The sequence below is a fragment of the Zongyangia hominis genome, from assembly GCF_014385095.1.
In the GTDB taxonomy this organism is placed as follows: domain Bacteria; phylum Bacillota; class Clostridia; order Oscillospirales; family Ruminococcaceae; genus Zongyangia; species Zongyangia hominis.
The window spans coordinates 35,528-55,993 of the sequence record NZ_JACRTC010000010.1; the positions used below are offsets into that span (position 1 = coordinate 35,528).

At 58.5% G+C, this 20,466-nt stretch carries 18 protein-coding genes and 1 tRNA gene; 12 read left to right on the forward strand and 7 right to left on the reverse strand.

The features are described from left to right. The first annotated feature begins 574 nt into the window (after positions 1 to 574). From H8709_RS11060 to aspS, 5 genes are all read left to right on the forward strand, one after another. Positions 575 to 2,665 (forward strand): penicillin-binding transpeptidase domain-containing protein, encoded by a 2,091-nt coding sequence (locus H8709_RS11060; RefSeq protein ID WP_262398398.1) that lies wholly within the window; start codon positions 575 to 577, stop codon positions 2,663 to 2,665. 197 nt (positions 2,666 to 2,862) lie between these two features. Continuing rightward, entirely contained in the window at positions 2,863 to 3,597 is a 735-nt protein-coding gene (locus H8709_RS11065; protein ID WP_262398399.1) for a nucleotide-binding protein, read from the forward strand. 88 nt (positions 3,598 to 3,685) lie between these two features. After that, positions 3,686 to 4,096: a methylglyoxal synthase gene (locus tag H8709_RS11070; RefSeq protein ID WP_262398400.1), complete on the forward strand. Its 411-nt coding sequence runs from the start codon at positions 3,686 to 3,688 to the stop codon at positions 4,094 to 4,096. Positions 4,097 to 4,697: 601 nt separating this feature from the next. Continuing rightward, the gene (gene hisS / locus H8709_RS11075) at positions 4,698 to 6,032 is read left to right on the forward strand and encodes a histidine--tRNA ligase (protein ID WP_262398401.1); all 1,335 of its coding nucleotides are present in this window, start codon (positions 4,698 to 4,700) and stop codon (positions 6,030 to 6,032) included. A gap of 21 nt (positions 6,033 to 6,053) precedes the next feature. Next, positions 6,054 to 7,847 carry an aspartate--tRNA ligase gene (gene aspS / locus H8709_RS11080; RefSeq protein WP_262398402.1) on the forward strand — a complete coding sequence of 598 codons (1,794 nt, stop codon included), beginning with the start codon at positions 6,054 to 6,056 and terminating at the stop codon, positions 7,845 to 7,847. 90 nt (positions 7,848 to 7,937) lie between these two features. Here aspS and H8709_RS11085 read toward each other — a convergent pair whose 3' ends face one another. Together H8709_RS11085 and H8709_RS11090 are read right to left on the reverse strand one after the other, a co-directional pair. Then, the gene (locus tag H8709_RS11085) at positions 7,938 to 8,414 is read right to left on the reverse strand and encodes a VOC family protein (protein ID WP_262398403.1); all 477 of its coding nucleotides are present in this window, start codon (positions 8,412 to 8,414) and stop codon (positions 7,938 to 7,940) included. Positions 8,415 to 8,585: 171 nt separating this feature from the next. Then, positions 8,586 to 9,413: a helix-turn-helix domain-containing protein gene (locus H8709_RS11090; protein ID WP_262398404.1), complete on the reverse strand. Its 828-nt coding sequence runs from the start codon at positions 9,411 to 9,413 to the stop codon at positions 8,586 to 8,588. 161 nt (positions 9,414 to 9,574) lie between these two features. Here H8709_RS11090 and H8709_RS11095 point away from each other — a divergent pair, with 161 nt between their 5' ends. Next, the gene (locus tag H8709_RS11095; protein ID WP_262398405.1) at positions 9,575 to 10,051 is read left to right on the forward strand and encodes a metallophosphoesterase family protein; all 477 of its coding nucleotides are present in this window, start codon (positions 9,575 to 9,577) and stop codon (positions 10,049 to 10,051) included. 18 nt (positions 10,052 to 10,069) lie between these two features. Further along, a complete protein-coding gene (locus H8709_RS11100) occupies positions 10,070 to 10,843 on the forward strand; it encodes a biotin--[acetyl-CoA-carboxylase] ligase (protein ID WP_262398406.1) in 774 nt (257 codons plus the stop codon). Positions 10,844 to 10,913: 70 nt separating this feature from the next. Here the strand turns inward: H8709_RS11100 and H8709_RS11105 are convergent, their stop codons facing one another. The 3 genes from H8709_RS11105 to H8709_RS11115 all read right to left on the reverse strand — a co-directional run bounded on the left by H8709_RS11105 (position 10,914) and on the right by H8709_RS11115 (position 13,275). Then, positions 10,914 to 11,543, reverse strand: a complete 630-nt coding sequence (locus H8709_RS11105; protein ID WP_262398407.1) for a cytidylate kinase-like family protein — start codon at positions 11,541 to 11,543, stop codon at positions 10,914 to 10,916. A gap of 224 nt (positions 11,544 to 11,767) precedes the next feature. Continuing rightward, positions 11,768 to 12,427 (reverse strand): NAD-binding protein, encoded by a 660-nt coding sequence (locus H8709_RS11110; RefSeq protein ID WP_262398408.1) that lies wholly within the window; start codon positions 12,425 to 12,427, stop codon positions 11,768 to 11,770. A 227-nt stretch (positions 12,428 to 12,654) separates the two neighbouring features. Then, positions 12,655 to 13,275, reverse strand: coding sequence for a potassium channel family protein (locus tag H8709_RS11115; RefSeq protein WP_262398409.1), 621 nt, complete (start codon positions 13,273 to 13,275; stop codon positions 12,655 to 12,657). 262 nt (positions 13,276 to 13,537) lie between these two features. Between H8709_RS11115 and H8709_RS11120 the strand changes: the two genes are divergently transcribed. From H8709_RS11120 to H8709_RS11135, 4 genes are all read left to right on the forward strand, one after another. Continuing rightward, positions 13,538 to 13,672, forward strand: a complete 135-nt coding sequence (locus tag H8709_RS11120; protein ID WP_262398410.1) for a hypothetical protein — start codon at positions 13,538 to 13,540, stop codon at positions 13,670 to 13,672. 133 nt (positions 13,673 to 13,805) lie between these two features. Beyond that, the gene (locus tag H8709_RS11125; protein ID WP_262398411.1) at positions 13,806 to 14,279 is read left to right on the forward strand and encodes a methylated-DNA--[protein]-cysteine S-methyltransferase; all 474 of its coding nucleotides are present in this window, start codon (positions 13,806 to 13,808) and stop codon (positions 14,277 to 14,279) included. After that, positions 14,276 to 14,401: a hypothetical protein gene (locus tag H8709_RS11130; RefSeq protein ID WP_262398412.1), complete on the forward strand. Its 126-nt coding sequence runs from the start codon at positions 14,276 to 14,278 to the stop codon at positions 14,399 to 14,401. The genes H8709_RS11125 and H8709_RS11130 overlap by 4 nt, the downstream gene beginning before the upstream one ends. Before the next feature lie 12 nt (positions 14,402 to 14,413). Beyond that, the gene (locus H8709_RS11135; RefSeq protein ID WP_262398413.1) at positions 14,414 to 14,710 is read left to right on the forward strand and encodes a hypothetical protein; all 297 of its coding nucleotides are present in this window, start codon (positions 14,414 to 14,416) and stop codon (positions 14,708 to 14,710) included. 192 nt (positions 14,711 to 14,902) lie between these two features. On the opposite strand, the gene H8709_RS11140 is transcribed toward H8709_RS11135, so the two are convergent. Beyond that, positions 14,903 to 15,631 (reverse strand): VanZ family protein, encoded by a 729-nt coding sequence (locus tag H8709_RS11140; RefSeq protein WP_262398414.1) that lies wholly within the window; start codon positions 15,629 to 15,631, stop codon positions 14,903 to 14,905. A gap of 539 nt (positions 15,632 to 16,170) precedes the next feature. Here H8709_RS11140 and H8709_RS11145 point away from each other — a divergent pair. Then, a complete protein-coding gene (locus H8709_RS11145) occupies positions 16,171 to 19,920 on the forward strand; it encodes a diguanylate cyclase domain-containing protein (RefSeq protein ID WP_262398415.1) in 3,750 nt (1,249 codons plus the stop codon). A 163-nt stretch (positions 19,921 to 20,083) separates the two neighbouring features. On the opposite strand, the gene H8709_RS11150 is transcribed toward H8709_RS11145, so the two are convergent. Further along, positions 20,084 to 20,160, reverse strand: a tRNA-Arg gene (locus H8709_RS11150). Positions 20,161 to 20,466 lie beyond the last annotated feature (306 nt).

A 20,466-nucleotide genomic window follows, 5' to 3' on the forward strand; every position in this document is an offset into this window, starting at 1 on the left:
CGCAACGTTGCCGAGTCATTCGCGGACCTGCGGTCGGCAAGCTGCGCCCGAAGTTTGATTCGCAACGTCGCCGCGTCGCCCACGCGCCCAGATTGCCGGCGCATTACAGCGCGATGTGTCAGCGCCAGCTACCGTTGGGGGATATCGAGCCCGAAGTTTGATTCGCAACATTGCCGCGTCGCCCACGCGCCCAGATTGCCGACACATTACAGCGCGATGTGTCAGCGCCAGCTACCGCTGGGGGATATTGCGCCCGAAGTTTGATTCGCAACGTTGCCGAGTCATTCGCGGACCTGCGGTCGGCAAGCCGCGCCCGAAGTTTGATTCGCAACATCGCCGCGTCACTCGCGCCCAGATTGCCGACGCATTACAGCGCGATGTGTCAGCGCCAGCTACCGCTGGGGGACACCGCGCCCGAAGTTTTGTTTGTAACATTGTCGCGTCACCCACGCGCCTGCGGCGGGCAGGACGTGCCCGAAGTTTTATTTGTAACACTGTCGCGTCGCCCACGCTTGGGTCTCGGACGATCCACAGCGCGATAACCCCCACCGGCAGGTGGGAAGGAGGATTTGCCATGAAAATATCGAAAGTGGGCGTCAGGACCGCCGTGTTGGCAGTCCTCGTCCTGATTGTCTTTGTCCTGTTCGGCGTGCGGCTGATGCAGCTGCAGATCGTGGAGGGAAAGGACTACCTGGCCCTGGCTGAAAAAGGGGACATCAAAACCCAGACCATTATGGCGGCACGGGGCGAAATTGTGGACCGCAATATGGAACCCCTGGCCAAAAACCGGGTGGGCTACGACATTGTACTGGATAAGGTCTTCATGACCAAAGACATGGAAAACCAGGTTATTCTGCGCCTGGTGGACATCCTCAAAGCCAACAACGAGCCGTGGATTGACAATCTCCCCATCACCATGGAGGAACCGTTCCAGTTTATGGAGGGGCGGGAGGATGACGTGGCCAAGCTCAAGGAGACTTTGGGACTCCAGAACTGGGCCACCCTGGAAAACGTCATGGACGCCATGGTGGAGGAATACAAAATTGAGGGGCTTGACCCGGTCCAGACCCGGATTATCGCGGGCGTGCGCTATGAGATGGTGGACAAGGGCTACTCCATCGAAAACCCCTATACCTTCGCAAGCGACGTCTCCATGGACACGGTGGCCAAGGTTAAGGAGAATAACCTGGACCTGCCCGGCGCCGACGTCTACGAGACCCCCATCCGGGAATATGTCAACGGTACGGTGGCGCCCCATATCGTGGGCCAGATCGGCCCCATTTATAAAGAAGAATATGCCGAGCTCAAGGATAAGGGGTATCTCCTCAACGACACCGTGGGCAAAAGCGGCATTGAACAATATTTTGAAAGCTATCTCCGGGGTGAAAACGGCACCCGGGACATCACGCTTAACAACAAGGGCATCGTCTCCAATGTGGAAACCACCAAAGCCCCCAAGGCGGGGAACACGGTGGTACTCACCATCGACAGCGAATTGCAGAAGGTGGCAGCCAAGGCGCTGGAGGATGAGATCAAGCTCCTCAACGCCACGGCCAAGGAGGGCGAGGGCAAGGAGGCCAACGCCGGCGTGGTGGTGGCCGTCGACACCCGCACCGGAGAAATCCTGGCGGCGGTCAATTACCCGTCCTTTGACCTGTCCACCTACCGGCAAAATTATAACACCCTGTCCCAGGACCCGCTGCGCCCCCTCTTTAACCGGGCCTTTGAGGGTACCTACACCCCCGGCTCCATCTTTAAACCCTGCGTGGCCACGGCGGCGCTGACCGAGGGGATCATTACCCCCGAGTCCACCGTCCAGTGTTCGGGCACCTATCTGTACTATGCGCCCAGCTACACTCCGGGCTGCCTGGGCGTCCACGGACAGACCACCGTCTTTAAAGCCCTGATGCGCTCCTGCAACATCTTCTTTTACGATGTGGGACGCCGCACCGGCATTGAAAACATTGCCAAATACGCCAAGGCCCTGGGGCTGGGCGTCCCCACCGGCGTGGAAATCGGTGAGGCCAAGGGCGTGGTGGCAAGCCGGGAGTATCGCGAAAACGTCATGGGCGAGCAGTGGCATCCCGGCGACGTCATCCAGGCCTCCATAGGCCAGTCGGACAACAAGTTCTCCCCTTTGCAGCTAGCCAATTACGTCTGCACCATCGCCAACAAGGGCAAACGGAAGAACCTGCACATTGTCAAGGAAATACGCTCCTATAACCAGGACCAGGTGGTGGAAACCTTCTCCAACGAGGTGGTGGAAACCGTCTCCACCCCCGCGGTCTTCGACACCGTCATCGAGGGTATGAGACTGGCGGCCAGCCCCCAGGGCACCTCTGTCCACGTCTTCGACAACTACCCCTACACCGTGGCGGCTAAGACCGGCACCCCGGAGACCAAAGAGTTCCCCAACTCCACCTACATCTGTTTCGCGCCGGTGGAGGACCCCCAGATCGCCATTGTGGTGGTCATTGAAAAGGGCTGGCACGGCTATACTGGCGCTCCGGTGGCCAAAAAGGTCTTTGACCAGTACTTCTTCGGCTCCACCCAGACCGGGGAAAGCGGGGACAGCTCGTCGGCGAGTTCCGCCGCCTCCCAGGCATCGGGCACGGCCACAACGCCGACCTCCTCCACGGACAGCTCCGCCAGCAGCCCAGAATAAAGGGTACCCGATATAATGAAAGAAAAATTATCCAATATTTGTTTCACGGGCTAGATATTTGAAAAAACAGACAGGTTGCCAAAGAATGTTCCACTTTTTTGGGCAATATTATATGAAGCAGCGGCACAACTTGTCCCAGATTTTATTTGATTTTTACAGCCGTTCTATGATATGATGGTGAAAGGAGGACCTGCGCCTTGGCTGAAATCCTATTGGTGACCTCTGGAAAAGGCGGCGTGGGAAAATCCACAGTCAGCCTCTTGACCGGGGCGGCGCTGGCACAGCGCGGTAAAAAGGTGCTCTTAATCGAGATGGACGCGGGTCTGGGAGGACTCGACATCATGCTGGGGGTCGAAGACCAAACGGTATTTGACCTGGCCGATGTCCTCAAAGGCCGATGCGAACCCATCAAAGCCATTATGGAGTGCCCTTATCAGCGGGGACTTTCCCTGCTGGGCGCGCCGCGGGATACCTCTTGTAACTTGGAGCGCAAAAGCCTGACGTTTTTGTGCAAAGGACTCACCCATTATTATGACTACATCTTTATTGACGCGCCCGCGGGTCTTAGCTGCGGCTTCACGGTGGGCGCGGAGATCTGCAACCGTGCGCTGGTGGTAGTGACGCCGGACCCGGTGGCGGTGCGGGACGGTCGGGTCATGTCCGATCTACTGGACCGCTCGGGAATCACCCGGCAGCGCCTGGTGATCAACAAAGTGGGGAAAAAATTTCTGGGACAGAAGTTGTTTGCGGATTTGGACGAGGTGATCGACGCTGCGGGGGTACAGCTCATCGGCGTGATACCCGAAGACCGGGAGCTGACAGCCTGCATTGGAAAGGGACAGCCCATCGATGAAGCGGGCCGGACAGGCAAGGTGTTTGCCGCCCTCGCAGGCAGACTCATGGGGGAGGAAATTCCACTGATCGTCCGCTGACCCTGCTCATTGTGGAAAGCAAAAAGAAAACCAAGATGAAGGAAAGAACACCATAAAAAGAAAATCATCACTCAGGGGAGGGAATCACTTGAATATAGCAATCATCGCTCACGACACGAAAAAGGAACTGATGGTGCAATTTTGTATTGCTTACTGCGGTATCCTGAGCCGCCACAATATCTGCGCAACAGGGACAACGGGCAAACTGGTGGCCGAGGCCACAGGTTTGCAGGTGTTCCGATTCCTCAGCGGTTCCCAGGGTGGAGACCAGCAAATTTCGGCGCGGATTGCCTGCAATGAAATCGACCTGCTCCTCTTTTTCCGGGACCCTCTGACACCCAAGGCTCACGAGCCCAAAGAGGCGGACATGCTCCGTCTGTGCGACGTCCATAACATCCCCGTAGCGACCAATATCGCCACGGCTGAGGCCCTTATCCACAGCTTGGAGCGGGGCGATCTGGACTGGAGAAACATTGTCAATCCCAGCAGCGTGAAATAAAGCTGTTGCGAAATAAAATGGTACAAATGCGCTTTAAGCGGGAAAAGTAACAAAGGCCGGACAGCAGCAGAGAGAACCAGCCACTGGCTGAGAGCTGGTTTGGGTCAAGACGGACGTTGTGAACAGACACCCGCCGAGCAGGCCGCCTGAAATTCCGGTGAACGGGAGGCGTAGGGCGGCACGTATCCCGCGTTAAGGGGCAATGAGTGGGGCAAAATCCGATGGTTTTGCTCAATCAGGGTGGCAACACGTGGAAAAAACTCCTCGTCCCTTACCAGTGTCATTGACATTTGGCGGGAGGAGGAGTATTTTTATGGGCAGTGCCCATCCCCAAGCCGCGCTGCGGCGCGACGGCAACCCAAACGCGTGCAACGCGGCGGTGTAGCAAAGTAAACTTTAGGGCGAGGCACGCTGACCGCAGGTCCGCGACAACCCCCGCCGTGCGGACAGTGTCCGCCGCCGTACCGCGTTGTAGTGCGTTCGTACCCTGAGCGCGGGCAACGCGACAATGTTGTGATGAAAACTTTAGGGCGCGACATGCTGACCGCAGGTCCGCGACAACCCCCGCCGGTAGGCGGTGAAAGAATAAGGAGAGATCACAGTGGCATTATTGACAAACGCCCCCCGGGGCACCCAGGACGTGCTTCCCAGCCAAAGCGGCCGGTGGAAGTATTTGGAGAAGACGGCCATGGAGACGGCGGCCCTCTTTGGCTTTAGAGAAATCAGGACCCCGGTCTTTGAGCACACGGAGCTGTTCACCCGCTCGGTGGGGGACACCACCGACGTGGTGCAAAAGGAGATGTACACCTTCCAGGACAAAGGCAACCGCTCCATCACCCTGCGCCCCGAAGGGACGGCGGGGGTGGTCCGCGCTGCCATGCAAAACGGCCTCTTGGGGGACGCTTTGCCGGTGATGGCCAGCTATGTGGTCTCCTGCTTCCGGTATGAGAAGCCCCAGGCCGGACGCCTGCGGGAATTTCATCAGTTCGGCATCGAGATGCTGGGCGCCGCGGCCCCCTCGGCCGACGCCCAGGTCATCGCCGTGGCAAACGAAATCTTCCGGGTGCTGGGCGTGGAGGGCATCCGGCTGGAACTCAACTCCATCGGCTGCCCCACCTGTAGGGCCGCCTACCACAAGAAACTGGTGGAATACTTTAGCGCCTACAAGGACAAGCTCTGCGAAACTTGTTTGGGGCGGCTCGAAAAGAATCCCATGCGGATTCTCGACTGCAAGAGCCCCGAGTGCCAGGAGATAGCCAAGGGCGCGCCCAAGATCATCGACTATATCTGCGACGACTGCCGGGAGCACTTCGAGGGGGTCAAGACCCGCCTAAACGCCATGGGCATCGACTTTGTGGTCAACCCCACCATTGTCCGGGGCCTCGACTATTACACCCGCACGGTGTTTGAGTTTGTCTCCGAAAATATCGGCGCCCAGGGCACGGTCTGCGGCGGCGGCCGGTACGACGGGCTCATCGGGATGCTGGGCGGCAAGGAAACCCCGGCGCTGGGTTTTGCCATGGGGCTGGAGCGGCTCCTCCTCCTCATGGAGAAGACCGGAGCCCAGTTCCCGGAGGAACCGGCCTGCGACATCTACATCGCCTCCATGGGGGAGGCCGCCTCGGTGAAAGCCTGCCAGCTTGCCATGCAGCTGCGGGAGGAGGGCTTCTTCGCCCAGTGCGACAGCATGAGCCGCAGCCTCAAGGCCCAGATGAAGTACGCCGACAAGATCGGCGCCCGGTACACTCTGGTGCTGGGGGACAACGAGCTGGAAACAGGGGTCGCCAAGCTCAAGAACATGGCCACCTCCCAGCAGATCGACGTCAAATTCGAAGAGGGCGGCGTGCTCACCGCCATCTATGAAAACGACCAGAACGATACCATCGAACAGATTGCCGAGAGCTTCGGCGACCTGCCGCTTAAAAATTTGTTGTAAAGACCAAAGGAGAGAGATTGTATGAACGAAACCATGCAGGGCCTCAAACGAACCCATTACTGCACCGAGGTTTCCGAAAGCGACATCGGCAGGGAAGTGGTCGTGTGCGGATTTACGCAGAAGACCCGGGATTTGGGCAACCTCATCTTCATCGACCTGCGGGACCGCACCGGCATTGTCCAGTTGGCCTTTGACGACGCCTCCGACCGCGCCATCATGGAGAAGGCGGCCAAGGTGCGGGCCGAGTTTGTGCTCATGGCCAAGGGGACGGTTCGGAAAAGGGAATCGGTGAACACCGAGATCAAGACCGGCACCATCGAAATCTTCGTCACCGATCTGCGTATTTTAAACGAGGCCAAAACCCCGCCCTTCGAGATCACCGACGAGACCAGCGTCAAGGAGGAATTGCGGCTGAGATACCGCTACCTGGACCTGCGGCGTTCCGAGATGCAGTACGCCATGCAGATGCGCCACCGTATCGTCAAGATCGCCCGGGACTACTACGACGAAAACGGCTTCTTGGAAATCGAGACCCCCATCCTCATCAAATCCACCCCCGAGGGGGCCCGGGACTACCTGGTGCCCTCCCGGGTCCATCCGGGCAAGTTTTACGCCCTGCCCCAGTCCCCCCAGCAGTATAAGCAGCTGCTCATGCTCTCCGGGTTTGACCGGTACATGCAGATCGCCCGCTGTTTCCGGGACGAGGACCTGAGGGCCGACCGGCAGCCGGAATTTACCCAGATCGACCTGGAAATGTCCTTTGTGGACCAGGACGACGTAATGACGGTCAACGAAGGCTTCATGAAGCGGGTCTTTAAGGAGGCGTTGGGCGTGGACATCGAGACGCCCTTCCGCCGCATCTCCTATGAGGAAGCCATGGAGCGCTTTGGCTCGGACAAGCCGGACACCCGGTTCGGCTTGGAGCTCATCGATCTTGGCGATGTGCTCGCGCACTGTGCGTTTAAAGTCTTCGCCGGGGCTCTGTCCGCCGGCGGCGCGGTCAAGGCGATTTTGGTGCCGGGGGGCGCGGAGAAGCTCTCCCGCAAGGAGATCGACAAGCTCACCGACTTTGTCAAGACCTATAAGGCCAAGGGCCTTGCCTACACAAGACTGACCCCCGACAAGGAGACCTCCAGCTTTGAGAAGTTTCTCAGCGAGGAGGAGAAAACCGCCCTGCGCCAGAAGGTGGGGGCCCAGACCGGCGACGTCATCCTGGTGGTGGCCGACGGTGACAAGCAGGTGGTCTACGACAGCCTGGGCGCGCTGCGGTGCGAGCTGGCAAAGCGCCTCTCCCTCATCGACGAGAGTAAATTCGATCTCCTCTGGGTCACCGATTTCCCCCAGTTCGAGTATTCCGAGGAAGAGGACCGGTATGTGGCCAAGCACCATCCCTTCACCTGCCCGAAACTGGAGGACGTGGACAAGCTCTTCACCGACCCGGCCGGCGTTCACGCTTTGGCCTACGACATGGTCTTAAACGGCTGCGAGGTGGGCGGCGGCTCCATCCGCATCAACGACCCGGAGCTGCAGGAGAAGATGTTCGAGGCCCTGGGCTTCACCCCCGAGGCATCCCATGAGCGGTTCGGTTATCTGATCGACGCCTTCCAGTACGGCGCGCCGCCCCACGGCGGCATGGCCTTCGGCCTGGACCGGCTGGTGATGCTCCTGCTCCACAAGGATTCCATCCGGGACGTCATCGCCTTCCCCAAGGTGCAAAACGCCAGCGAGCTGATGACCATGTGTCCGGCCGAGGTGGACGAAAAGGACATCCGGGAACTGCACATCGCGGTCATGGAGAAAGAAAACGAGGAATAATCAAAAGGAGGCCGATATTTCGGCCTCCTTTTTGGCGGGGAAACGACTCCGCCCAAAAGAAAAGGGCGCTCCCGCGGGAGCGCCCTTTTTTTACTTGTTCATGATGTTTTTCCGCGCGGCCAGGACGATGGGGAGGGGGCACATGGTCAGTTCGCTCACCTGATCGGGGCTCATGCCCGACACCAGATGACGGATGACCACCAGCGGCATGGGCTCGCCCACCTCGATGATGTGGCCGTCCGGGTCATAAAAGCGGATGCACCTTTGTCCCCAGGGCTGTTCCATCATGGGATGGACAAGCTTGATGTCCCCCCGGGAAGTGAGCTTCTCCACAAAGCCGAGAAAATCCTCTTCTTCGAAGTACATTTCCGCGTTGCGGGAACATTGGACGAGGGAGTCCGGGTCGAGGCCCAGCATTTCGGGAAAGTCCTGCTGGAGGGAGAGCCCTCCCGTGAGGACGATGTTCCGGCCGTGGTCCACGATCATCTGCAGGCCCAGGACCTCTTCGTAAAAGCGCCGGGAGACGGCGATATCTTTGACAGCCAAAAGCGGGGATTCAAATTTCATGGGAAACCTCCTTCCGCCACGGACAAGACGTAAGGTCCGCCGTGGCTGCCGCCGGTGAGAAAAGCGGGCGGCGCGCCGAATGTACATAGGCTCTCCGCCGTCCGATTCCCGCTCCAAAGGAGGACCCGGAGAGGAAACGGCACGGCGATGAGCGCCTACCTTTATCTTATCCTAAAATTTAAAGGTTTCATTGTAAAAATCGGACAGGTTTTGGAGATAGTCGGTGGGGGCCGCGCCGCAGATGCGGGAAAAATCGCGGATGAAGTGGGACTGGTCGTAGAACCCGGCCTCCTGGGCCGTGAGGGTGAGGGAGTCCGCGCCCTCCCGCATCCGGGAGAGGATTAGATTTACCCGCAGCACCCGAGCGAAGGTCTTGGCCGACATCCCCACATATTCCCCAAAGAGGCGGCTGAGGTGCCGGGCGCTGTACCCGGTCTCCTGGGCGAGGGCCGAAATGGAGAGCATCCCGTCCGTCTCCCGCAGCCTTTTGAGTCCATGGAGGACGGCGGCCGGCCGCTCCCGTCCCTCGATGATCTTTAAAAGCAGGGCGTCGAGCCCCGCGATGAAGGCCCCGGTGGAGGAAGATTCCTCCGCAATCCGGGCGACTTCGGGGGTGAGGGCCGCCGAGACGGCGGAGAGGGGAAGCCGCCGGTCGCTCAGTTCCTCCTGGGGCAAATGGGCAAAGAGGGAAAGGGTGCCGGGGAGAAACTCCACGAAGACCCGGGGCGGACAGGTGGCAAAGTCGTTATGGACCACCGCCGCCTGGGTGGTGGCGCCCCAGATGAGCCCCTCCACCCGGTCGGGGCGCAGGATGAAGATCAGGCAGCCGCTGGCGTCGGGGATGAGGGTCAGGCTCTCCCCCGCCTGTCCCGGGCTGCCGGGGAAGATGAGGGTGTAGTGGGCGATGAGCCCCCGCAGCGCCGGATGGGGCCGCAGATAGATGTGGGTGTCCGTCCGCCCCATGAGGAGGTGGGAGGGGATGTCGTTGGGTGAAATCATGGCGGCCCTCCTTTCAGAGCGTCGGTGCTTCCATTGTACCCCGGAAGGAGGGCCCTTGTAAAGGAGGGGAGGGGCGGAAAGATCTGGGAGAAGGGTGGTTGTCTTCCGGGGACAAGGCGGGTATAATAGAGGAAGTTTGAAGAAAAAAGGAGGCGTCGGCCATGCGCATCGTGGTGTTTTCCGATTCCCACCGGGACTTTTTCGGGCTCAAAAAGGTGGTGGAGGCCCAGCCCGCCGCCGCGCTTTTCCTCCATCTGGGGGACCATATCCGGGACATGGAGGACATCCGGAACTGCTATCCCGAAAAAGCGGTGCTGGGGGTGCCCGGCAACTGCGACTATGGCAGCGACGCGCCCCTTACCCGGGTCATCGAGGAGGGCGGCGTGCGCATCGCCATGGCCCACGGCCACACGCTGGGAGTGAAAGGGAGTCTCGAGCCCCTCAAAAAGTGGACCCGGGAGGAGGACGCTCAGATCGCCCTGTTCGGTCACACCCATGTACCGGTGTGTAGCTACGAGGACGGGCTCTACCTCCTCAATCCCGGCAGTCTCGGCCATCCCCGGGACGGAAGGCCCTCCTATGGCATTATCGATATCACTCCTAATGGTATAGTAACAAATATAATATACTTAAAGTAATAAAAGGGACGATCAAACATGGAATTACAGAATCTAACCACCCAGGTGCTGGGACAAAACTGTATCTATCTCGACGAGGTGGATTCCACCAATGACTATCTCAAGCGGGAGGGAGAGCGTCTGCCCCACGGCACGGTGGTCATCGCCGAACGCCAGGTGGCGGGCAAGGGACGGCTGGGGCGCCAGTGGGCCCCCACCGATCGGGAGGCCCTAGCCATGAGCCTGCTCCTGCGTCCCTTTTTGCTCAAACAGATGGCCGCCCTGCCGCTGGTATGCGGTATGGCGGTGGCCCGGGCGCTGGAGGGCCTCACGAAGGAGAGCTTTGGCATCAAGTGGACCAACGATGTGGTGACAGGGGGCAAAAAGGTCTGCGGCATCCTCTGCGAATCCCGGGTGATGGCCGGGGAGAGCTGGGCCGTTTGCGGCATGGGGGTCAATTTGGTGCAGACGGAGGAGGACTTCGCCGCCCGGGACCTGCCCTATGCCACCAGTGTGGCGGCGGCCACCGGTGTGAAAGTGGAGCCCTTTGCCGTGGCGGCCCGGATTCTCAATGAGCTGGAACCGCTTTGCGAGCGCTTTGCCGCCGCCGGTTTCGGCGCGCTGCGGGAGGAATACGGGCGCCAATGTGTGACGCTGGGCCGTCAGGTCCGGGTGACCGACGGCGGCAGGACGCTGGAGGGCACCGCGCTGGACGTGGGAGAAGACGGCAACCTGATTTTACATGTGGATGGGAAAGTGGTGCACATCGCCGCCGGGGAGGCATCCGTCCGGGGGATGTACGGCTACATCTAAAAAAGAAGCGCCGGAATCCACCGGCGCTTCTTTTACCATATATTATATTTTTGTGGAATAATACTATTTGTTAATCATCGTTTTCCCGGATGCTCACATAGCTGGCGATGAGGTCCACCGCATTTTCCAAACCGATGGCGTCGGTATTCAGGCACAGGTGGTAATTGTCCACATGGCCCCATTTGAGCCCGGTGTAGAAATTGTAGTAAGCGGCCCGCTTCTTATCGGTCTTGCGGATGATATCCTCGGCATCGGAGGGGTCCAGTTCATACTGGCGGGTGGCCCGGCGCACGCGGCTGGCCCAGTCGGAGGTGAGGAAGATGTTGATGCAGCTGGGGTCGTCGGCCAGGACATAGTCGGCGCAGCGCCCGACGATGACACAGGAGCCCTTGGCCGCAATGGAGCGGATGATGTCCGACTGGATGATAAAGAGTTTGTCTGCGAGGGGAAGTCCATCATAGGAAGCGGCATTGTAGGTGGTGGCGGTGGTTCCGAACATGGACAGGGCATAGAGCAGACTGTTGGTGGCTTTTTGATCGGCCTTTTCGAAGAGTTCCGCGTCGAGGCCGCTGGAACGGGCAGCCATGGCGATGATCTCCTTGTCATAGAAGGGGACGCCCAATTTCTTCGCCAAATTCTCGCCGACTTCTTTGCCGCCGCTGCCATACTGCCGGCTAATGGTGATGATGGTTTTTTTCATGTGATACACCCTCTCTCTTTTGTCATAAGGACGGGATTGTGAAGATTATCTAAAACTTTTAAACATTATAAAAGTTTACATGTTTATTATGCACTTTATCCCGGGCTCCGTCAATTGCTATTTTATCTAATAATTTAGTCTTTGTTTTGCTAAAGCGATTAAAAAAAGACCTTTCCTACAAAAAAAGGGGGCCGGAAGTCCGGCCCCCTTTATCATAGAGGTAATTATTCTAAACGAAGCATCTTGGTCAGGTCGTGGATGATGGTATCCTTGGCGATAACGAGAATCCGATCGCCGGAGAGGATGGTGGTATTACCGCGGGGGATGAGCAGGACGTCGTCCCGGGTGATGGTGCAGATGACGCAATCCTGGGGCAGGCGCAGCTCCGACAGAGTGATGCCGTCCAAGGCGTAGTTTTTGGGCACCAGCAGCTCGATGATGGAGGCTTCCCCCCGGTTGAGGGCCAGGAGCTGGCGGATGCGGGAAGTGTCCACTTCCCGCTCCAAAAGCCGGGCGATGTTGTCGGTGGAGCTGATGGGGATATCCACTCCCAGGGCCTTCATGACCTCCAAATTGCGGGGGTTGTTGACACGGGCCACCGTCTTGGGAACGCTGAAATGCCGCTTGGCCAGCTGACAGGCGATGAGGTTGTCCTCGTCCCGCCCGGTGACGCTCACCAGCGCATCGGCGGTTTCCGCCTCCGCCTCCGAGAGGCCTTCCAGGGTGGTGCCGTCCCCGTTGACCACCGGCAGTTCCAAATGCTCGGCCAAATTGGCGCAGATTTTCTTGTTGACTTCGATAATATGGGGCTGGTGGCCATGAGCCAAGAGGGTCTTGGACAGATAATAGCCGACCTTTCCGCCGCCGACAACGATGACTTTCATAAAAATCCTCCCCGCCGCGCTTTTGGCGGCCTGTGCTGGATATCGTAAAATTGATGATACGCAGGGCGCCGCGCGCTCGCGGCGCCCTGTCTGCGCTGGGTCCCCGCAGAAGCGGCGTCTGGGGACACAGGGCAAAAACAGGAACCAGAGACTATTTTTTGCAGCTGCGCTATAAAAACGGACAGGCGCGGGTTTTACGTTTCGCGCTGTTTGTCCGATGGGCGGCGCTAGTGAACCATGCTGGCGACCACCAGCCGGTCGTCTTCCCGCAAGATATAATCCCGCTCCATGGCCGGGTGGAAGAGGCCTTTGCTGTTGAGGACCCCGAAGAGCTGGTGCTCCGGCTCCATTTGAAGCTCCTTCATGGTGCCGCCCGCCATCTGGGCCGGCAGGTCATGGGTGGTGAAGCGGACGGTAGAAGTGCCGAAGGCCATATACTCACCGATGTCGGTGTCGGCCAACGCGGAACAGATGGAGGAGACCGTCAGGTTGGTGGGGCATACCGTATGGATACCGATGTGGGAGAAAATCTCCTCCCGGCTGGGGTCGTAAATCCGGCAGATAACCACCGGCACATGGAATATCTCCTTGGCCATCTGGGAGGCCATGATATTGACGTTGTCGTTGGGGGTGACGCAGATGACGGCGTCGCAGTTTTCGATGCCCGCGTTGCGCAGCACATCCAAGTCGATGGGCACGCCCGCCACGGTGATGCCGCAAAAATCGTCGTCCAGCCGGTCAAAGCTTTCCTCTTCCTTGTCCAGCACCGAGACGTCATGGTTCATCCGGCACAGGATGGAAGCGAGCCGCGAGCCCGCCTTCCGGCAGCCGATAATGAGAATGTTCATAAAGAATTCCCTTTCCTTATCACAAAATGGCGGGACCAGCCGCCCAATCAAAGAATAGTAACGGAAAAATAAAAGAAAATACCCCAAATGCGTCACCAAAAGGATGCGTTTTGCTAAGATAGCAATAGATGCAGGAAAACCGCGGGGGTGTTTCTGCGGCTATTATATCACAACTGGATAGAAAAGCAACCGAAACTCCGGTTGGGCAATGCGGGATTTTACCGCCGTTTGCAACCGGTGGAGTCAGAAGAGGAGGACCCTAATGAGCATAGTATTGACCGTGTCCGCCCTGTTATTATCCGTTTCTTTCTGGGGAGGGTTTCTTCTTTGCGCCATGCTCTCCTCCGGCGCCCGGGAAGAGCGGGGCGGGGAGGGAGATGATTTTGTAACCAAATGATGCGAATGCCGAAATGGTGCGGACATATTTTTGTGTTATCATAAAGCCACAAAACGCCGCGCCAAGAAATAGGAAGTGCGCGGGGCCCTTGCGACGCGGCCCCGCGCGGTGGTGCCTAAAGGAGGAGAAAAAGATGGCAAACGCCTTTGTTTATGTTAGCCCCGTGGGGGAACTGCTGCTGCGGGAAGAAGGACAAGCACTCACCGGCGTACACTTTGGCGGCCAAACGGCCCTGCGCGAGGGGGACCGCTTGGAAGAGTCCCTTCTCCTGCGCCAGGCGGCCCGGGAGCTGGACGAGTATTTCGCGGGGGAGCGCCGCCGGTTTTCCCTGCCCCTTGCCCCCAAAGGGACGCCCTTCCAGCAAAAGGTCTGGGCGGCGCTTTTAGAGATTCCCTACGGTGAAACGAGGACTTACGGACAGATCGCCGCCGCCATCGGCCAGCCCACGGCCTGCCGGGCGGTGGGGATGGCCAACAACAAAAACCCCATCGCCATCGTTGTTCCCTGCCACCGGGTGGTGGGGGCAAACGGCTCCCTGACCGGCTATGCAGGCGGGTTGTCCGTGAAAGAAAAGCTCTTACAATTGGAACAGGAGGAAACCCCATGACCGATCATAGAAGCAAAATGTTTTCCATCCTTCGGGGAGTGGCCGTCGTGGCGGCGCTCGCGTTGGTGGCGGCGGGACTGTGGCTGACCTTTGGCAGCACCTACTGTCCGCCGCTGACCTAAGGAGGGAGCGCCATGGAACTGATTTTTTCCACCGTCCTATTCTTTTGTGGGCTGGCGGTTGCAGCCGCGGTGCTGGGACTGGCCCTCTACCATATCGTCAAGAGGCGCCGGCGGCTCTTTTGCGCACTCTATGCCCTATGCGCCGCCGGCTACGGCGTGCTGGCCGCCGCCAATCTCATCCACCAAAGCAGCGGCATCGCCTGCGCCATGACCCCGGCGACCCAGCTGATCATTTTTGGGGGCCTGCTTTTGCTCCATCTCGTCTTCTTATGGGATTGCGTCCGGCTCCTGCCGGAAAGCGGGAAGTAAGCGGCGCCACCTTTGAGAAAAAAGTCCCGGCGGAATCTTCCGCCGGGACTTTTTTGTGGAGCGAAGGGGAGAATTTGTCCCATTGCGCGCCGCGCTGCGGGCTGCTGGGCCGAGCGCCTGCCGCTTTCGTAGGCGGTCCGGGATGGACGGTAGTCCTTCCATGGGTGGGAAAGGGGCGCAAAGGGACCGGTTTTAAGGCCGGTCCCTTCTCGCTGGGAGCGCCGGGGCGTCTTCCAGGGTGAGCTTTTGGACCCACCGCTTCACCGGCGCCCACTGGAGCAGGGCGAAGAGAAGGCAGGCCCCGCCGGCGTTGAGGATGATGTCGTCGATATCGCAGCTGCCGGTGAGGAGGAGAAACTGGGAGAGCTCGATCCCCGCCACGATCAGCACCATGGCAGGGATAAACCGCCGCCAGGAGCGCAGACGGGGGAAGAGCGCCGGCAGGAAGAAGGCAAAGGGCATCATGGCGCACAGGTTGCCGAGGAGATTGGTGAGGATGACCCGGGGTGGGAGGTCGCCGGTAAAGATGGCGAGGACAAACTCCCCAATGGTACGAAAGGGGAGCAAGTTGAGGGAGGTTTGCAGGTAGCGGGTGAAAGCCTCCCCGCTCCACCCGATGGGGCGCAACGCGCTGCGCCCGAAAAACACATCAAAGAGGGTAAAGGAGAGCAGCAGCCAGAGATAGAGGATAAAAAAGAGAGCCAAAGAAAAGACGGCGAGCCTCCGGGGCCAGGGAGGGAGCAGGGTCCTGCCAAGAGCCAGGGAGCCGAGATAAAAGCACAGGCATCCCACGCACAATACCCCCACCTTCCCGATGGGGGACAGGGAGAGGGCGAGGCTCCCGTAAACAAAACAGGCGAAGGCGGCTCCGGACAACAGATAGCAAACGAGGGCGCACACCCGGTAGACGGCAGTTTTCATGTCAAAACCTCCCGGCGATGTCGTTATTAGCAAAAGTATAACATATTTCTTACGGAAAATGGGGTAATTTAGCGAAAAAGAGGGAAAACCAAGGGCGCGTCGTCCCCCGGTCCAGTGAAACGGACGCCGCCCCCCGCCGGGGAGGCCGGCGCTTTCCCAGAGGGGTAAGGCGCTTGCTATGCCGGGGAGGGCGGGACGTTCATTGGAACGGGGCGGCCCAAAAGACGGCTGAAAGCTCCGGCGGCGGTGGGAAGGGGCGGGAGCAAGCCGGTGGAGAAGGTGAAAATCGGTAATTTTCTGCAAAAAACCTGTTCTTTCGTTGCCCCTTTCCAGACAAAATGATATAATTTTTACTGTATCTACTCTTTTTAAGGAGTATACGCAAGGAAGCGCTTATGCCCAGCTTCGGGGCGGAAGAAGAGCCCGAGACGGCCCTTTGTCCGGAGGGACCGACCTACCGGCAGAGGGCCGCGCGCTTCCCGGGAGCTTGAGAGCACAGTTTCGCCTGTGCGCCGGGCCGGGGAAAAGGAGGGATTTACGTGAAGAAAAGAGACACCATCCTCATTGTTGACGATATGGAAATCAACCGCGCCATTCTGGGGGGACTCTTCCAGGACGAATACAAACTGATGGAAGCGGAAAATGGGGAACAGGCCCTCCTTCTGCTCAAAGAATACCACAGCAGCATCGCCATTGTACTGCTGGATCTGGTTATGCCCGTCAAGAGTGGGTACCAGGTCATGGAGGAGCTGGGCGGCAGCCCCCTGCTCGATGAGGTGCCGGTGGCTGTCATTACGGCGGACAATTCCTTGGAAAGCGAGCTGCGGGTTTTTGACTTGGGGGCTTCCGACATCATCGTCAAGCCCTTTGAGCCCCATGTGGTCAAGCGTCGGGTCCACAATATCATCGAGCTTTCTTTACATAAACACAACCTGGAGGACATGGTGGCTGAACAGGCGGTCAAACTCCAGGAATCCAACGAGGTGCTCATAGACGCTTTGTCCTCGGTCATCGAGTATCGCAGCCTGGAATCGGGCCAGCATATCCGCCGCATCCGGCTGCTTATGAAGGCGCTGTTGGAGGAAGTGTGGCGCAACTGCCCGGAGTATAACCTGGACGAGGAAAAAATCCGCGTCATCGCGTCGGCCTCGGCCATGCATGACATCGGCAAAATCGCCATCCCCGACAGTATCCTCAATAAGCTCGGCCGCCTGACGCCCGAGGAATTTAAGGTGATGGAGACCCACACGATCAAGGGATGCGAGATTCTGGCCGGGCTTTCCCGTATGAGCGATCAGGATTATCTGCGCTATGCATACAGCATCTGCCGCTACCACCACGAGCGCTGGGACGGCGGCGGGTATCCCGACGGGCTGGTGGGGGACGCCATCCCCATCTGGGCCCAAGCGGCGGGCATCGCCGACGCTTACGACGCGTTGACCTCCGACCGGGTCTATAAAAAGGCCATCTCCCATGAGCGGGCGGCCGCCATGATTCTGGGAGGCGAGTGCGGCGCCTTTTCCACCAAGCTCTTGGAATGCTTTAAAAACGCACAGCCCACCTTGGCGGCCTTGGTGCAGGAGTATGCCGACGGCAACGTGCCGTCCAGCGATACGCCCGAGCTCCCGCCCATCCCGGTGTTGCCGGAGAGCGGGATCAACCCCCTGGAGATTGTGCAGATGAAATATTACGCCATGCTCCGGTATGAAAACGTGGCGGCGGTGGAGGTGGATTTGGCCGCGGGGCGCTACCAAATGGCCTATGCGCCCCGGACTGCCATCCGTTCCCTATTCCAGGGGGGCCGGCTGGAGGACGCGGTGCTGCGTTACATCAACGAGGTCATCCATCCCGACGACCGGGATTTCGCGCTGAGCATCTGGTGGAAGGAGCTGCCCCGGTTTTTTGAGGAGGGGCGGCTCAAACAGAGCTGGAAAAACCGGATTTATGACGCGGCGCTGGGAGGGTGGCGCTGGTTTGAGGTCACGGCGTTGCGCATCGATACCGAGCATCCCCGCCAGCGCAAGGCGCTCTTCCTGTGGCGGGACGCCGAGGCCGACGAGAGCGTCCAATACCGGCGGCCGCTGGGAGACGGCGCCGTCCTGCATCGGATATTGGGCGGCATCTTCCAGTGCCAGAATGACCCGGACTACACCTTGTTGCACTGTGACGACGGGTTCTTAGGATACAGCAAGGCGGAAATCCGGCAGAAATATCAAAACCGGTTTATCCGCATCATCCATCCGGACGACCGGGAACGGGTGGTCCGGCAGCTGCGGGAGCAGCTCAACCGGGGCGCTAGTTTTCAGTTGGAGCTTCGGGTCACCGATGGACGCGGCCAGGTCTTCTGGGTTATGAGCCGGGGCCAGATGATCACCGACAGCCAGGGCAACGAAATCCTTTACAGCGTCCTTATCGACATCGACGGGACCAAGCGGGCCCAGGAGGAGCTGCGCCTGAGCCTGGAGCGGTATAAAATCATTTTGGAGCAGACCAACGACATCATCTTTGAATGGGATATCGCCACCGACGTGGTCACCTATTCCTCCAACTGGAAGGAGAAATTCGGCTACGAGCCCATTGGCAGCACGGCCTCGGCCAGAATCCCCACCGTTTCCCACCTCCACCCCGAGGATATGGCCGCCTTTGGCAGATTTATCGAGGAAATGAGCGCGGGAAAACGATATGGGGAGCTGGAATTCCGGCTACTCAACAAAGACAGCCAGTATATCTGGTGCCGCATCCGGGGCACAGCCCAGATGGATGACGAGGGGATGCCGCTGCGGGTGGTGGGCATGTTGGTGGATATCAACGACGAAAAGGTGGCCACGCAAAAGCTGATGGCCAAAGCGGAGCAGGACACCTTGACCGGCCTGCACAACAAGGCCGCCAGCCGCCAGAGGATTGAAGCCTACCTCGCCCAGCGGGAAAAGGAAGAGGTCTGCGCCCTGTTCATCATCGACATGGATAACTTTAAATTTGTAAACGACCGCTTTGGCCATCTGTTCGGCGACGCGGTGCTCACCAAGGTAGCGGCCCTCCTGGGGAGGCTCTTCCGCAGCCAGGACATTGTTTCCCGCATCGGCGGCGACGAGTTCCTGGTACTCATCCGGGACGCGGGTTCCGCCGAGCGGGTCCAGTCGGTGGCGGAGCGAATCATCGAGAGCTTCCAGCGGGACTTTAACGACTTGCCCGAAGAATGCGAGATCCTGTGCAGTGTGGGCGTTTCCATCTGCCCCCAGGACGGCGGTGACTTCCAGACCCTGTTCCAGCGGGCGGATATGGCGCTGTACCAGGCCAAGGAGCGGGGCAAGAACCAATACCATTTCTACGACGCTGGTTCTGCTTTCCCGGCGGGGTCGGGCCAGACCGGGTACGGCAACGCCCGCACCGCTTTTGACCGCAGGGCGGGCGCCAGTTTGGACGAGGTGGCGTCGGCCGCACTTTCTATCCTCAATGAAACCACCGGTTTTGAAAAAGCTGTGGAAAGCGTGTTGGAAATGGTGGGACGCCGTTTCCAGGTCAGCCGGTGCTATATCTTTGAAAACCTGCCCGACGACGACCAAGGGTGCAGCAACACCTTTGAGTGGTGCGCCCAAGGGATTCCCTCCACCAAGGAAACCCTGCAAGACCTAAGATACAATGACTACAGCGTCACCTATAAAAGCTACTTTAATGAGAGAGGCATCTTTTATTGCACCGATGTGACCAAACTGCCGGAGGATTTGCGTGCGGTGGTGGAAAAGATGGGGATTAAGTCCATGCTGCAATGCATGATCCGGGACAATGGAAAATTCAAGGGCTGGGTCGGCTTCGACGACTGCACCGACCAGGTGCTTTGGACCCAAGACCAGATCGACGCCCTCAATTTTGTGTCCGGCCTGCTTTCCCTGTTCCTGCTCAAACGCCGCGCCCAGGAAAAGGCCATCGGCATGTCCCAGGATTTGCTGACGTTGCTTGATCAACAAAATTCTTGGATTTACGTCCTAGATCCCGATACCTACAGTATTTTGTATATCAACCAAAAGACGCGCAGCCTGCTTCCCGAGGCTCGGGAGGGGATGCACTGCTTTGAGGCGTTCATGGGGAGGAAGGTCCCTTGTGAAAGCTGCCCCATGCGGAGTATCCGCCAGACCCGCAGCTGTACGCTGGAAATTTACAATCAACAGCTGGGCATCTGGTCCTCCGCCGACGCAACCCTGATCCCTTGGCAAAAGAGGGAGGGCTGCCTGGTGGTCTGCCGGGATATCACCCACCTCAAAGAGCGGGAGGCCCGGACAGAGATGAAATAAATGAAAAAAGCCCCGGCTTTAAGCCGGGGCTTTTGGTTTGGCCGCAGAACGCAGTGAAAGAACGATGATTCTTCTTTATGATGATTGATGCGACGGGAATTGTGCTATCCCCAGAAAACAATGAATCCGCGTCCCTCATTATCGTGAGTGATGCGGATTCATTTGGTGCGCCCGACAGGAGTCGAACCTGCGGCCTTTAGAGTCGGAGTCTAACGCTCTATCCAGCTGAGCTACGAGCGCACATCAATTCCTTTGGAACGATAAAAATTATAGCATAAACTTCCGGAAAAGAAAAGACCGTTTTGCGAAATACTTGGAGCAAAGCGATAAATTATGCAAATAGTATAATCGTTTGGGGAGGAAAAAGTCGTATTCAAAACTCTTTGTATAAGAAAAGCATAAAAATCGAGAAATGTGGGGAAATGTCAAAAAAGGGATTGACAGGGGGGAGGGCGTATGGTAAAATAAATGAGCTGTCCGGGAAAAGGACGGGCGGGAGCCCGGAAACGAAAAGGCAGCAAAAAAAAGAATGGGAAATATATTGAC